Source organism: Paenibacillus rhizoplanae (genome assembly GCF_042684125.1).
Lineage (GTDB): Bacteria > Bacillota > Bacilli > Paenibacillales > Paenibacillaceae > Paenibacillus_AQ > Paenibacillus_AQ rhizoplanae.
Window position 1 is genome coordinate 58,632 of the sequence record NZ_JBHUKY010000096.1, and the last position, 13,877, is coordinate 72,508.

Genomic DNA, 13,877 nt, shown 5'->3' on the forward strand with positions numbered 1-13,877 from the left:
AAGAGGTTGCCCTGGCGGCAATTGACCTGACGGACACACTCATTGATAATAAAGAGGTTCATATTCTTGAGAGAATGGGAGTAGAAGCATGTCATATCGTAATATGGAAGAATGTATAATTGACCTGGAGAAGCATGGGCATTTAATTCGCATACATGAAGAGGTGGACCCGCATCTGGAGATGGCGGCGATACATATGAAGGTCTATGAGGCAGGCGGTCCCGCTCTGCTGTTCGAGAAGGTCCGGGGCTCGAAGTACCGTGCGGTCTCGAATCTGTTCGGAACGATCGAGCGCAGCAAGTTCATCTTCCGCGACACGTGGGAATCGTCGCAGGCGGTCATCGCCCTGCGCAGCAATCCCATGAAGGCGCTCAAGCAGCCTTTGCGGTATATCGGGACAGGCCTTGCCGCCCGCAAAGCGCTGCCGATCAAGAAGGGCAGCGGTGTACCGGCCGGGTTCGAGGAGATCCAAATCTCCGATCTTCCGCAGATAAAGCACTGGCAGGGCGACGGCGGGGCGTTCGTCACGCTTCCGCAGGTGTACTCCGAAGATCCTGATAAGCCGGGCATCATGAACTCCAATCTGGGGATGTACCGTATCCAGCTTAGCGGCAATGAATATGAGCTGAATAAGGAAGTGGGCGTCCATTACCAGATTCACCGCGGCATCGGCATTCATCAGGCCCACGCGAACCGGCGCGGCGAGCCGCTCAAGGTTAGCTGCTTCATCGGCGGCCCTCCTGCGCATACGCTCTCGGCGGTGATGCCGCTGCCGGAGGGCTTAAGTGAAATGACCTTTGCCGGGCTGCTCTCGGGGCGTCATTTCCGCTATAGCTATGCAGACGGCTTCTGCGTCAGCAGCGATGCCGACTTCGTGATTACCGGAGAGATTCATCCCGGGGAGACGAAGCCGGAGGGGCCGTTCGGCGATCATCTGGGCTATTATAGCCTGACTCACCCGTTTCCGGTGATGAGAGTGCATAAGGTCTACGCCAAAAAAGGGGCCATCTTCCCCTTCACGGTGGTCGGCCGTCCGCCGCAGGAGGACACTGCCTTCGGAGAGCTCATCCATGAGCTGACCGGCGGGGCGATCCGCTCGGAGATTCCCGGCGTGAAGGAGGTACATGCGATAGATGCTGCGGGAGTCCACCCGCTGCTGTTCGCGATCGGCAGTGAACGGTATACCCCGTATCAGCAGCTTAAGCAGCCCGCAGAGCTGCTGACCATCAGCAACCGGATTCTCGGAACCGGCCAGCTCAGTCTGGCGAAATATCTGTTCATCACGGCAGAAGAGGACAAGCCGGTCAGTACGCATGATATCGCCGGGTTCCTGACCTACATTCTGGAGCGGATCAACCTGCGGCGCGATATTCACTTCCAGACGAATACAACAATCGATACGCTGGATTATTCCGGCACCGGGATCAACAGCGGAAGCAAGGTAGTATTCGCAGCCGTAGGGGAACAGAAGCGGAGCCTGTGTACGGAGGTGCCTGAGGTTCTTCTGCGGGTGGAGCAGGGCTGGGGTCCGGCGGCCATGATTATACCGGGGATCGTCGCCATGCAGGGGAAGCCGTTCCGGGATTACTCCTCGGCGGCAGAGGAAATCTCCGGCCTGAGTGCTGCCATTGCAGCGCAGGGGGCGCTTGATTCCTGCCCGATGATTATTCTGTGCGATGACAGCAGCTTCATGTCGGAGTCGCTGAACAACTTCCTGTGGGCGACCTTCACCCGCAGCAATCCTTCCCATGACATCCATGGGGTGAACAGTACGGTGGAGCATAAGCACTGGGCCTGTGATAATGTGATTATCGACGCCCGGGTGAAGCCGCACCAGGCGCCGCCGTTAATTCCTGACCCTGAGGTGCAGCGGAGGATTGAGCGGGTATTTAGTGAGGGAGCAAGCTTGGGCGGGCTGCGGAGACCGTAAGGGGTGAAGCAGCACTTCCATAACCGCTGAAACCGTTGAAACCGCTGAAAAGAGGGACTGTATGGCTGAGCTATTCGGGGTGCTTTTCGAAGTTATGCTGGATCTCCTGCTCTACCGTAAGGACCGTATACGGAGAAGAGAACGAAGAAGAGAGAGAAGAATAGCGCGGAGAATGAAAAAGGAGGGGCGTTTGTAGACGCCTTATCTTTCATTTTGCGGATGTTAGGCGCATAAACGTCATTTTATATTTAAATGACGTTTATGCGTTTTTTTGTCGTAGCTGAAAATGTAGGCGAAAAACCGAGCTCAATCGAATGTGGAGTGTAGTTGCTCAGTTCTGGCTGCCAGGCCATGTGTAGGTCTTGATGATGTCTTGGCTGCCATCCATTCGGTGAAGGTTGAAGGAGAAGACATTGTCTGTACGTCCGGTGAAATAGATGTAGTCTCCCGGGGCCATGAAGTCGGTTTGCTCTACCTCGCGCTGGCGCTCTGCACTGAGCAGTTGCTTGTATAACAAAGTCTGCTCACCGGTAGCACGGTCAACGAGGGTCAGGAAGGCGGTGTTTGTAGGGCGGACCAGCAGAACATCCGGGTAGATGGCCTCGACATTGTAGTAGACATCCTGGGCAACGGTGGTGCCTAGCAGTTTTGGTATATCTACCGTCTCGCTGACCGCTCCGGTTCCATCCTCAATGAGCCTTAGTGTGCGGCCGTCATTAAATACCAGCTTGCCTTCGGCCCAGACCGGGGCTGTGCCGAAGGAGGTATGGACATTCGTATGCCCCTGGCGGATCACACTGTTGTTCTTCACTAGATAGGTGTAATACTCTGCATGTACATGAGGCTCTCCATACGAATTCACGACCTGAAGCAGAGTCAGACCGGCGGGTGTGCGCTCGAAGGTAAAGTGCACTACATCCAATCCTCTGCCGAGAACAGCCAGCTTATGCCTGGTGTTCTGCTTCGTGGTCAGATACAGCTCGCCGCTGTCCAGTGACAGGGAGTATTCTCCGCCGTCAAACACTTCTGAATAACTACGGTACATATGCAGACCGTTGGCCCGTATCGTATTCGTGGCGGGATCCCATCTTACGGGTCCGCCTTCAAGGGCCGCTACCACAAACTTGACGGGCACATGCAGCTGCTTATCGGCCATATAAGGTGTGCCTCCAAGGGAGACCTTCTTCCCGTCCAGTACCCCGGTGGATTGACCAATCTTCATGCTGAAGTTTTTGTTCCACCCGCTGAAGGTGGCAGTTTTGTTCGCATTATTCCACTTGACCTCAAGACCCATGATGGTCACCAGATTAGCCGGCATGTAAGAGACGCCGTTCTTGATCTGTGCGGTGCCTCCGGTCATGCCCGATATCCCGCTTCCGCTGCTGTAAGTTAATTGAAGCTGACCGCCCGGGGCGGGCTTGGCCGAAGCCGGAACAGCTTCAGCTCCTCCCGCCAGGGCCAGTGCAAGTACGGGGAGGAGTAACATCCTCCGGGTGATCTTCATGTTCCTCATCCTTTCTGCGGGTACGGCCGCTGCTGAATCAGCCGTCCCCCGTCCCGTGACCCATAGGCTGAACCACGGATTGTACAGTAGCCTCTGTTACAGATTCATCCCCCCCCAGGGGGTGAATAGCTATAACTGCCAAGCTACACGAAACTAGAAGCATAATCATTTTTCTTATCATTGGATTCTTGCACCTCTCCAATCAGAAGTCTGTATTGCTCTGTCTGTTCCTCAGTGGCTTGATGCCGGAATTGTTCAAACAGATTCACACATTTAATGATTATGCTATCACTCTTTATTTTAGCAGAAGATTCCAGACTTTGGAGCAGGAAGCCCATTCCTTCGGGGCGGTGATTGCGTAAATAATAGTTGGCTAATTCCGATAGAAAGGTAGAGTACTGGTCGGCCAGGATCTGCTGGTTGTGAAGCTCGCCGAAGTCCTTCAGATTGGTCCGGTAAGGGATATAGGAAGGGAACTGTTCAAGCACCTCATCGACATTCCAGGAGAAGCGGTTGGCTGAGATTACAATATGATACAGGGCAACGAAGATCTCACTGGCATGCGGAGCAATATAGGCCACATATTCAGGCAGCACTTCATGGTCGCCGGACATCATCCGGTAGAGGAGGGTATTGGCCGTGCCCCACTCCTGAAATTGGTCCAGGATGTGCCGTATGTCTTCCCCTTTTTCAAGTATCCAGCTCCTATCCATGTATAGAGCTACGTATTTCAGCGCCGATTCATAGTCCCGGAATTCTTCGCACACACTTGCCCGCATCAGATACGAATACAGCGCATAGAAGAAAACCGGCTTCTCCGGAGATTTATCCTGGCGTTCCCTGCGCTGCGATTGGTGCAGATGGTGGTAGCTGAGCATGGCAAGACGGTGCATCTCCTGGGCCAGCGCGTCCACCTTGTCCCACTTGTGCAGCGAGTAATAGACATGCATCAGAGCTTTCAGCCCATCGAGCTGATCCGGTACCTCAAGCCGTTCAATATAACATTCGAACAAAAGAGCAGCCTGGAGGTTGAGTATCTGGCTGTCTCCGAGGGCAATGCGGAACAACCGGTACTGGCAGAGGGCCAGCCGCTCGGAATGCTGATACTTCTCGCTTGCACTGATATTCTTGTACAGCACTGCTGCCGCCTGCCAGTGATGCTCCTGGAACAAGTCCTCGGCCACTTCAAAAAGCATCGGAGCGTAGGTCAGGTTGTCCAGCAGATTTTTGACTATAAGCTCAATACAGTCCAGCCGCCCCAGCTCTGCCGAATTCAGGATGAAGGGGCGCAGCCGCCGCCAGGTTGGTGCCGAATATAAGAAACACTCATCGACATACATGCTATAGAAATGATCCTCGGGCAATTCCATGCCCCGGGTGATCAATTTCAGGTGATTCATGGCAATCGGCTGCTGGCCGCTAAGGATACGGCTTAAGGTGCCGGAATTAATGCCGGACTGAATGGAGAACTGGTTGATGGACAACTGCTGGGAATAGAGATAAGCCTCAAGATGACTGCGAATCGTTGTGAGAGGCTTCAAGGGATCACCGCCTGACTGAATTCCATATTTTGGATTATTGTATATGTGTATAATATAAGTCATTTTTCCAATGGTCAATAGAGTGATGGGGAGAAACCGTGAACAATGGAAAAAAGCATTCCCGTGGTCCCAGGAACGCTTAGTCTTCATAGGCGGGCAGACAGCGGATCAGGCGGTGTAAATTCCTGCTTCATTCTTGATACTGCGGCGCTCGATGACCTCTTCATAATCCTTAATCAGTCTGTCAAAAGTCTGCTCCCAGGAACGCTGGAGAGCTTGGCGCCTACCTTCGCGGCCCATTGCACTCCGCAGCAGGTGCCCGGCGGCGGCAGTACAGATCTGCTCTGCCATGGCTGCCGGGCTGCGCGGCTCAAACAACATGCCGGTGACACCGGGTGCGATCAGCTCCCGCGTTCCGCCTGCATCAGCGGCGATCACGGGAAGCCCCGACGCCATGGCTTCAAGCACGACGTTGCCGAAGGTCTCCGTGCAGGAGGGGAAGACGAACAGATCGGCGGAGGCGTACAGCTCTGCCAGCTCTTCGCCGTGTCTGGCACCGGTGAAGGTGACATTCTCCTGTACCTGCGATTTAAGCTCAGGCAGCAGCGGGCCATCGCCGACAATCACCAGCTGAACCTTTGAACGTACGGACTCCGGCAGGAGCTGCATAGCCTGAAGGAGGGTGGTAAGATCTTTTTCCGGGGCAATCCGTCCAACATAGAGCATCATCAGCGCTGCACCCTTGCCGTAACGCTCCCTGGTCTCTTCGCTTCGTCTCTCCGGCGAGTAGAGTGTGCAGTCCACGCCTCTGGACCACAGACGCAGCCGGGTGAAGCCCTCCATGCGCAAGCTGGTTAGGGTCTCGCGGGAAGGGGCCAGGACGGCATCGCAGGACCGGTGATACCACTTCATGTATTTCCAGTAGAGCGGGAGGATTCTTCTCATTTTGTAATATTCGAGGTAACGGTCGAAGTGGGTGTGATAGGAGGCGACATGGGGGAGCTGCTGCTTGCGGGCATACCGGAGGCCGGTTAAGCCGATATTGAACGGGGTGGCGAGATGGAGCAGGTCAGGGGCGAACGCAGTCAGTTCACTCTGCATGGAGGACATGCCGGGCAGGGCCAGCCTGCACTCGGGATAGAGGAAAAAGGGGATGCTGGCCACGGGTCTGACAGGATCAGGGTAGCTGCTCTCCGGGGCGGATTTTGGCGTGAACAGCAGATGTTCGATTCCCCGGCGGTGCAGGTGGCCGGTCAGCCGGCCGAGTGTACGGGCAACGCCATTGGTCTGCGGAAGAAAGGTGTCCGTGAATAGAGCCAGACGCATCGGTATCCCTCCCAGTAATCTTGTTGCCTTGATCTTAACAACCAACTATTACTTGGAGATCAACCGCAGGTTAAATATCTTGCATGAAGAGGGGGATTTGCTGGGAGGACCAGGGAGAATCGATGAGGACAAGGGAGGACAAGGGAGGATCAGAGAGAATCAGAGAGGACCAGAGAGAATCAGGGAGGACTAGGGCAACAAGGTTAAGGGAGGAGCGGAACGGGTATACATGAGGTATCAGGAATGAAGGAGGTATAAGGATATGAGCAAAGATCTGCCGCCAGAGGTTCCGCCGAAGGTCGTCCCCGATGTGAAGCCGGATATCCTCCCGGAGCCGGTTGTGATCCCGCCGGAGATTGTGCCGGAGAAGCATCCCGAGATCGTCCCGCCAGAGCAGCCCGAGATTATCCCGCCGGCCCCGCCGGAGATTCTTCCGAATGATCCGCTGTAAGCTGGAATGCTGTCTGACAGAAGGATAATGTATAGATTATGCTGAGCGCCCGGGCAACCGGGCGTTTTTGTGATTTGCTGCAAGGAGGAGTAGCCGTGGGGGGGTGGACCAGCAGTTGGATTTTCTACACTTATTAGGGAGCGAAAGGCCCCTGCGGTAACAGCAGTTGGACAAACAGCACTTAAATAAGCAGATTTCATCCCAAGTAGCAAAAACCAATGTGAGTAGATGCCATTTTTCCACTTGCTGCCGTACATCGGACAGAAATCGCAGGATTAAGATACATAATTCCACTTACTGGTTGCTGGCTGCTGGGCGCTGGCAACTGGGCGCTGTCTACTAGCTACTAGAAACTGGTTGCTGGCGTTGGCCTCCAATCGGATAGATCCATCCTGCGGATTCAGCCGGAAAAAGAGGTGAGGCGTGAAGCCAGACTCCTGATTGGCTGCCGGTTCACCGCGTTCAACCGCTCGGGATACTTGTCCAAATGGGTTCGGCGTATTGATTCTGCAGATTCATGCTGCAATCCTTGCCGGTATCGTAAGAACGGTTGCCCAGTGCCAGTGTGAACTGCCCGAGCTTGCGGCTTGACGCAGCGGAGTTCTCCGTACAGTCCAGCCAATCGGCAAGCGCGCCGAGTACAGCCCGCCCTTCTGCAAGAGCCTCGTCCCACAGCTCCCACACAGATTCCGTCCGCACCTCGGAATATAGTGCGGGATGCCGCCACCGGGAGTGCCGCTCATTCAGATAATCCAGCCGTTCCTCGCGGGCAGTGAGCTTCCGTGAGAACAGCCGGCGGGTCCGGCCCCAGGTAATGGCCTTCTTCCAGCCCTTCGGATCATAGAGGCATTTCTGAGCAAGCACCATATCGCGGTACGAGCTCTGCCAGATCTCTGCGGGCAGTCTCTCCATAGTCTCCGGGTAATGCTTAAGGGCGGTGGTATGCAGAATGCGATGAACCGGCTCAGGCAGCCGGGCACCTGTGTCGATTGTGGCCCAGGCAGCGTGCTGCCAGGTGTTCGTCCCGTGCAGCCGCTTCATATACAAGGTATCCAGGTCAATCTCAAACCGCTGATGGGCACGGAACTTATAGCCTGCCTTCCAGTTAATATAGGGATGCAGGTTACGGTCCAGCAGATGATGGGTCAGAAAACCGAGGAAATAGAGCTGGGCCTGACCCGCTTCCGTTCCTTCAAGTCTCCGGGCAGCCTCCCAGAAATCAACAAGTACAGGCCCGCAGCTCTGCGTATGCATCTGGTCTCCGAGATGAAGTGCCCCGGTATCTCGTCTCCATGGAAGAAAGCTGTGATACAGCAGGAAATCCGGACCCTGACAGCCGAGATTATAGAGCCGCTGCTGTTGTTCCAGCAGCTGGAGACACGGGAAACGGCTGCTGAATTCTACGGCCAGCTGCTGGCCGAATTCAATATGCATCCAGATATTAGGCATGATTGATCCTCCTACTAGTTATGATGAACACCGTGCAGTGATGATCTGAATCCATTGTAATCCCTATATGTTAAAACAAAATAAGAAATATGTGTGAAATTAGGCAGAGAAGTACCACTGCTGTACATTAAAGTAGACATGATTACGGGCACAAGAGTATTCTTATAAGGCCTTAAGACAACCATAACACTGTAATATGCAACTGGCAAAAGGAGGCCTACCTATGAATTCCCGTCCCTCTGAACGCGTTAAAATGCCTCCGGGATTCTGGACAGGAATAAGCCGCCTGGGGATTGCTGCAACCGACGTAGCCCGCATGGCACAGCTCCCTGTAACCATAACAACAGAAGCCACAGTTACCACTGCCCAATATTTCGCCATCTGGCAGGCGTATTCCGAGCTCGCCGGGGACCTTGCATCAGGCATCACCAGACTTGCGACCGCCTTTGACACCGCGCAGTATCCGCCCGCCGTATTGGCGACTTATCACGCCCGCGACTACCGCGATGCCCTGCACCGCATGGTCAGGTACAAACAGATGTGTCCGCCCGAAAGCCTGCGGATGACGGAAGAGAACGGGCTGTGTACCATTGAACTGGAGTGGGGGGATACTGGGCAGCCCGGTCCGCCGGTGCTGGCGGGGATCACGCTGGCTTTTCTCTTGGAGCTGGGAAGAAAGGGGACCGGGCGGCCCTTGCAGGCGCAGGCCGCCGAATTTGTCCACTCCATGGGCGATGAACAAGTGCTCGAAGCTTATTTCGGCTGTGCGATTCAAACAGGCGGGAAGTATAACCGGTTGACGCTGCTGTCAAGCCAGCTGGACCTTCCCTTTGTTTCGTATAACGAAGAACTGCTGGAGATCCTTGCTCCCGCACTGGACCGCTCACTTGATGAACAGCTTGGCAGCTTCTCTGTATCCGGGAGGGTCAGGGTGATTATTGCACACAGTCTCGCAGGCGGAAGCCCCGACCTCCAGACGGTTGCGAAGGAGCTTGCTATGAGCGAGCGGACCTTGCAGCGCCGGCTGACTGGCGAGAATACGACCTTCAAGCAGCTTTTGACACAAGTCAGACATGAGCAGGCACGGAGGTACTTGGCCAATCCTGCGCTTGAGCTTAACGAGGTGGCATATCTCATCGGGTATGATGATCAGAACTCTTTCTTCCGTGGCTTCCGCCACTGGGAAGGGGTTACGCCTTCACAGTGGCGTGCGGAACACCTGAATAGTTGAACACCGGAATGCCGCTGAGGGGAGCTGTGTTTTTTGGCGTGTCCGGCAAGAAGCTTGGCGTAAGGTGCTAGTTACTGAACGATCCCAACGAGATAATATAATCACTATCCGCAACACAACAAGGAATGAATAAGGAGAAGTGCATTATGGACATGGGATTACACAACACAACAGCACTAGTTACAGGATCAACGAAGGGTATAGGAAAAGCTATCGCCATAGAGCTTGCCAAAGAAGGCGTCAACGTCTTGGTCAATGGACGGAATAGGGAAGAGGTAGAACAGACTGTCAGTGAATTGAAGCTGAATTACCCGGCCACCACTCCTCAGAATGCTGCCGCCGATATGGCTGATCCTGAACAAAGACAAGCCGTATTCGCCCAATTCCCCAGCGTCGATATTCTGATCAACAGTATGGGCATTTATGAATTGATGCAGTATGAGGAAGTGGACGATGACATCTGGGAGAAGTATTTCCGGACGAATGTGCTTGCTGCAAACGGATTGACGAAATTATACTTACCTGGAATGTTGAGCAGGAATTATGGCCGTGTGATCTTCATTGCCAGCGAAGAGGCGGTCATGCCCTCAGGACAAATGCCTCAATATGCGATGACCAAATCCATGCTGCTGTCCCTGTCCAAAAGTATCTCTAAAGGGACAGCAGGAACAGAAGTTACTGTGAATACCATCATGCCCGGGCCTACACTCTCAGAAAAGGTGCATCACATCATTGAGGGTATGTATCCTGACGAAAATTTAACTTTTGCAGAAAAAGAGCAAAAATTCATGGCGGCCAATCTGCCGCAATCTGAATTACAGCGCTTCATTAAGCCGGTGGAAATCGGCAGGCTGGCTGCCTTTGTATGCAGTCCTTATGCGGCGGCCTTTAAGGGTTCTCCTATCCGTATGGATGGAGGGATGGTGCCGACTATATATTGATGGAGGGGTACATCCTCAACAAAAACAGCGGCACCCCGGGACGGTTAAGCCCCGGGGTGCCGCTGTTGTGCTGTATCGGGGCCGGATTCAGCCCAGCTTGATCAGGTCACGGAATACTCCGGGAAAAGAGTCAGGGATCGCTATCGCACCGACGGTCTTCTCATAGAAGGCCAGTGCGTCCTCTACCCAGCCAATGATGGCGTAGCCGTAGCCGTTCTGGTGCATCGCGGACAGGCATTCCAGCAGCAGGGCCTTCCCGATGCCCAGCCCCCGGTACTCGTCCAGCACGCCGGTCGGGCCGAAGAAGTTCTTCACTACAACCTCGTGACAGGCGAAGCCAATTACCTCGCCCTGCTTCACGGCGATATAGCAGTGGACGGGCAGGTGGGCGAAGGCTACCTCGCATTCATTCCGCCAGCTCTCCGTGAAATGGCGGCCGACAAAATCCACAATGGCCTGCTTATCTCCGGTCATCGCCCGTTTAATAACAATGCCTTGTCCCCGCAGACGCTCCAGCAGCGCCCCGTTGTCCGGCAGATCGTATAGCTTCACAAGCATATCAGGCATCAGCTATCCCCCGCTTTCTGTTCTATGATCTCAAGATCGGTAATCATGGCATGCAGGTCCGCTTCAAACAGTTCCGGCCGGTAGAACCGGGAGCGGATGAACAGCTCCGCCATCTGCGGCGGAAGCAGTTCGGCAAGCACACGCTCCATCCGCCGCTTGGCTCTTAGCAGATCTCCGTATCCGCTCCTGTATTTGTCCCGGAGGAAGGTCAGCACTTCCTCACTGCCCGGTGACATTGCGCCCCGGAAGAGGAAGGTATGCAGCGGGGAACGGCGCTGCGCCGGAATCTCATACTGGATCATGGCGTCGATCAGCTCGGCGGTCAAGCGGTTCTTCCTCACCTCCGGCAGCAGCTGAGGGATCAGGGCATAATAGTCGGTTACCGCATAATCCACCCATTCTTCCCCGCTTAGGAGAGCGGCGGGCAGTCCGTGGAAGCGGTGCAGAAACCGGACCAGGAAGGTAGAGAGATCTGCCCCGGCATTCCAGCTCTGCTCTGCGGCCAGGAAGGCCGGATAACGCGAGGTCTCGAACAGCCCGTAAGGACTGCCCAGCGAGAACGGGCACCCCCAATTCGTATGAATAATGCCGCCGAGCTGCTCGGAACGGGCGAGCTCAATCCAGTCCAGCACATTCTTGACCCGGTTATGGATGACCGGATAATTCTGGTCCCCGTTATCATCCCAGCAGCGGACAGAGGAAGCGCCGAGCGTCTCAATGCCCGCATCCCGCAGCTTATGAAGAATCAGCCGGGCATCGGCCTTCATCCGGTGACCGCCATAGATCCAGACGACGACCACAATCCGTTTGTCCAGCGCCGCAATCTCTTCCGCAGTAGCATGCATGATCATATCATGCCAGATCATCGGCTGCTTGCCAAGGCTGACCGTCTTCTCCGCCAATTGATTGACGAAGCGGATGAACGAAGCCTCCGGGGTAAGCCCGGACCGCTTGCAGTCCTCGCAGGTGCCAAGGGTCCAGACCTCATCGCAGCCCAGGTGAAGATAGTCACTGTGGGGATGAAGGGCAGCCACTTCTTCCAGAATGCCGGCCATCATCTCGAAGGAGCCTGGGCGGTGCGGACACAGCTCCGAGACCGTCTCCGGGACCTCGCGCAGGCCGATATAAGCCGGATGCTTCAGAATATATTCCAGATGGCCGAAGGACTGCTGCTTCGGAATCACGGTGACGAAGTGGTCATGAGCGGTCTTCAGCAGCCGCTGGTGTTCTTCTTCTGTGAAGGCAAGCTCAGGATGGCGCAGGAAGCCCAGCTTACGGAAGGGCAGCTTGTCTTCATATTCGATGACCAGCGTATTGATCTTATAATCGGCCAGCTCCGCGATATATTCCAGAATATGCTCATAGGTCGGATAGACCGTGCGCAGATCGAGATAATCGCTGCGCAGCTTCAGCTCCGCCCAGTCGGCAATGGTCAGGGCGGGCACCCTGTCGCCGCCTGTATGGAGCAGTTGTTCCAGCGTCTTCAGCCCGTAGAACAGGCCGGACGCGCTGAGCGCATACAGCTCAATCCGGTCCGTGTCTGTAATCAGCACGTAGCCGTCATGCTTGCCCTCAACCCGCCGGGCCAGCAGCGGGTTGAGCGGGGTTCCCTCCGTGACCAGAGAGAATACACTGCTGCCGTCATGCACAGTACGCACCGTCACCTCTGCGAATATCCTTTGCGCGGCCGTGAGCAGCCGGACATCCTTCAAGGGGAGCTGAAGCTGCACTGTCCAGCCGGGAATACCGCTGACCAGCTCCGGTCCCCGGCTCTGCACCACCTGAGGCTCTGGAATCAGCTGAAGGTTCATAGCCAGCGGACCCGGCCCTTGAAGCGTTCAATGAAGCGGTTGTTCCACTCATCCCCGCCGGGAGCGTTGCCGCTGCGCCAGACCGGCACCTCGATCCCCTTGGCCCCGAGACAGGCCGCTGTAGTCATCATCAGGGAATTGAGCAGAAAAGCGTTGGCGAAGGTGGAGGTCGAACCCATCTTCGGTTCAATGCCGTCAATATGCAGCGCAGCGTCACCGGGCTTCACCTTACTGTCCAGGACATAGTCGCACAGCTCATACAGATTCTGCCCTGACGGGTGGCGGGCAATATGCCCCTTGGGCGTAGCTTCGGCATGGCCGACCGAAGTAACGGCAATCGTGGTCACTCCCCGGCGCCGTGCTTCCAGAGCAGCATCGACACAGGCCGTGTTAATACCATAAGCATTGGCCAGGATCAGAATATCACCTTGTCCCAGCCGGTTGTCTTCAATAACAAGCGTTCCGTAGCCGGGAGTGCGTTCCACCGCCATCGAGCGCAGGGCGCCGTTCGAGATCATCGTGCCTTCATCTAATATGGCGCTGATATGCATCAGCCCGCCGGCGCGGAAGAAGACCTCGGTTGCATTCATATTGGAATGGCCGCCCGGACCGTAGAGATAGACCAGCTTGTCCTCCACAATATGATCCGCGAGCAGCTCTGCGACTTCCAGCAGCTTCTCCTTGGGTTCGCTCCGTATCTCATTCAGCAGCTCTACAATACTTTCCATATAAGCGGACATAATATCTGACTTAACGTTCATCTGGATTCCTCCTAAAAGTTTTGTAAGCATAAGCCCCCTCAAGTCTCTTCGCAAAACTGGCTTCGGAAGCATACGCTTTAAGTTTTGTAAGCATAAGCTTGTGCTTGCCTTGAAGATAACAAAGCGGGGAAACCAAGTAAATCAACTATTTTGCGCAAATCCGTACCGTTTTTGACTGATTTGGCCGGTCGACTTTGGTTCTAACGGACCTGAGAGCCCCTACTCCCTGGAAAACACCACTTTTTGCGGTTTAACGGACGGAGTGGACCTCTGTCAAGAAAGTAGATACTCACGCAACGGATGCCGTCGTAAACTGCTTAGCGAATCGGGCGGGGGAAAGATACCCCAGCGTGCCATGCATTCGC

The 13,877-nt window shown here is 55.0% G+C and carries 11 protein-coding genes; 4 read left to right on the forward strand and 7 right to left on the reverse strand.

Annotation, left to right across the window (positions count from 1 at the left end; translation table 11 throughout):
- Window positions 1-88: 88 nt before the first annotated feature.
- Window positions 89-1,930: a UbiD family decarboxylase gene (locus ACFSX3_RS30945; RefSeq protein ID WP_209994248.1), complete on the forward strand. Its 1,842-nt coding sequence runs from the start codon at window positions 89-91 to the stop codon at window positions 1,928-1,930.
- Between the two features lie 331 nt (window positions 1,931-2,261).
- Here the strand turns inward: ACFSX3_RS30945 and ACFSX3_RS30950 are convergent, their stop codons facing one another.
- From ACFSX3_RS30950 to ACFSX3_RS30960, 3 genes are all read right to left on the reverse strand, one after another.
- Window positions 2,262-3,434 (reverse strand): copper amine oxidase N-terminal domain-containing protein, encoded by a 1,173-nt coding sequence (locus tag ACFSX3_RS30950; protein WP_379256893.1) that lies wholly within the window; start codon window positions 3,432-3,434, stop codon window positions 2,262-2,264.
- Window positions 3,435-3,577: 143 nt separating this feature from the next.
- Window positions 3,578-4,975 (reverse strand): transcriptional regulator, encoded by a 1,398-nt coding sequence (locus tag ACFSX3_RS30955; protein WP_209994247.1) that lies wholly within the window; start codon window positions 4,973-4,975, stop codon window positions 3,578-3,580.
- Window positions 4,976-5,143: 168 nt separating this feature from the next.
- Window positions 5,144-6,301, reverse strand: a complete 1,158-nt coding sequence (locus ACFSX3_RS30960) for a glycosyltransferase family 4 protein (RefSeq protein WP_209994246.1) — start codon at window positions 6,299-6,301, stop codon at window positions 5,144-5,146.
- A 262-nt stretch (window positions 6,302-6,563) separates the two neighbouring features.
- Here ACFSX3_RS30960 and ACFSX3_RS30965 point away from each other — a divergent pair, with 262 nt between their 5' ends.
- On the forward strand, window positions 6,564-6,752 hold the full coding sequence (locus ACFSX3_RS30965; RefSeq protein ID WP_209994245.1) for a hypothetical protein: 189 nt from the start codon (window positions 6,564-6,566) through the stop codon (window positions 6,750-6,752).
- Window positions 6,753-7,214: 462 nt separating this feature from the next.
- Here the strand turns inward: ACFSX3_RS30965 and ACFSX3_RS30970 are convergent, their stop codons facing one another.
- A complete protein-coding gene (locus tag ACFSX3_RS30970; protein ID WP_209994244.1) occupies window positions 7,215-8,201 on the reverse strand; it encodes a zinc dependent phospholipase C family protein in 987 nt (328 codons plus the stop codon).
- Between the two features lie 223 nt (window positions 8,202-8,424).
- On the opposite strand from ACFSX3_RS30970, the gene ACFSX3_RS30975 reads away from it, so the two are divergent.
- Together ACFSX3_RS30975 and ACFSX3_RS30980 are read left to right on the forward strand one after the other, a co-directional pair.
- Complete coding sequence (locus ACFSX3_RS30975) at window positions 8,425-9,432, forward strand: helix-turn-helix domain-containing protein (RefSeq protein WP_209994243.1); 1,008 nt, start codon at window positions 8,425-8,427, stop codon at window positions 9,430-9,432.
- A 146-nt stretch (window positions 9,433-9,578) separates the two neighbouring features.
- Window positions 9,579-10,373 carry an SDR family NAD(P)-dependent oxidoreductase gene (locus tag ACFSX3_RS30980; protein ID WP_209994242.1) on the forward strand — a complete coding sequence of 265 codons (795 nt, stop codon included), beginning with the start codon at window positions 9,579-9,581 and terminating at the stop codon, window positions 10,371-10,373.
- Window positions 10,374-10,460: 87 nt separating this feature from the next.
- On the opposite strand, the gene ACFSX3_RS30985 is transcribed toward ACFSX3_RS30980, so the two are convergent.
- From ACFSX3_RS30985 to ACFSX3_RS30995, 3 genes are read right to left on the reverse strand one after another with little or no spacing between them, the layout of a single operon-like run.
- Window positions 10,461-10,940 carry a GNAT family N-acetyltransferase gene (locus ACFSX3_RS30985; protein WP_173139030.1) on the reverse strand — a complete coding sequence of 160 codons (480 nt, stop codon included), beginning with the start codon at window positions 10,938-10,940 and terminating at the stop codon, window positions 10,461-10,463.
- Window positions 10,940-12,751, reverse strand: coding sequence for a family 20 glycosylhydrolase (locus tag ACFSX3_RS30990; RefSeq protein WP_209994241.1), 1,812 nt, complete (start codon window positions 12,749-12,751; stop codon window positions 10,940-10,942). Before ACFSX3_RS30990 ends, ACFSX3_RS30985 begins: the two co-directional genes overlap by 1 nt.
- Window positions 12,748-13,512 (reverse strand): sugar isomerase domain-containing protein, encoded by a 765-nt coding sequence (locus ACFSX3_RS30995; RefSeq protein WP_209994240.1) that lies wholly within the window; start codon window positions 13,510-13,512, stop codon window positions 12,748-12,750. Before ACFSX3_RS30995 ends, ACFSX3_RS30990 begins: the two co-directional genes overlap by 4 nt.
- Window positions 13,513-13,877: the final 365 nt, after the last annotated feature.

What these genes read in the sequence shown, in the direction of transcription:
- ACFSX3_RS30945 (WP_209994248.1), top strand. Translation starts at nt 89, where the DNA reads ATGTCATATCGTAATATGGAAGAATGTATAATTGACCTGGAGAAGCAT.
- ACFSX3_RS30950 (WP_379256893.1), bottom strand. Translation starts at nt 3,434, where the DNA reads ATGAAGATCACCCGGAGGATGTTACTCCTCCCCGTACTTGCACTGGCC.
- ACFSX3_RS30960 (WP_209994246.1), bottom strand. Translation starts at nt 6,301, where the DNA reads ATGCGTCTGGCTCTATTCACGGACACCTTTCTTCCGCAGACCAATGGC.
- ACFSX3_RS30965 (WP_209994245.1), top strand. Translation starts at nt 6,564, where the DNA reads ATGAGCAAAGATCTGCCGCCAGAGGTTCCGCCGAAGGTCGTCCCCGAT.
- ACFSX3_RS30970 (WP_209994244.1), bottom strand. Translation starts at nt 8,201, where the DNA reads ATGCCTAATATCTGGATGCATATTGAATTCGGCCAGCAGCTGGCCGTA.
- ACFSX3_RS30975 (WP_209994243.1), top strand. Translation starts at nt 8,425, where the DNA reads ATGAATTCCCGTCCCTCTGAACGCGTTAAAATGCCTCCGGGATTCTGG.
- ACFSX3_RS30980 (WP_209994242.1), top strand. Translation starts at nt 9,579, where the DNA reads ATGGACATGGGATTACACAACACAACAGCACTAGTTACAGGATCAACG.
- ACFSX3_RS30985 (WP_173139030.1), bottom strand. Translation starts at nt 10,940, where the DNA reads ATGCCTGATATGCTTGTGAAGCTATACGATCTGCCGGACAACGGGGCG.
- ACFSX3_RS30990 (WP_209994241.1), bottom strand. Translation starts at nt 12,751, where the DNA reads ATGAACCTTCAGCTGATTCCAGAGCCTCAGGTGGTGCAGAGCCGGGGA.
- ACFSX3_RS30995 (WP_209994240.1), bottom strand. Translation starts at nt 13,512, where the DNA reads ATGAACGTTAAGTCAGATATTATGTCCGCTTATATGGAAAGTATTGTA.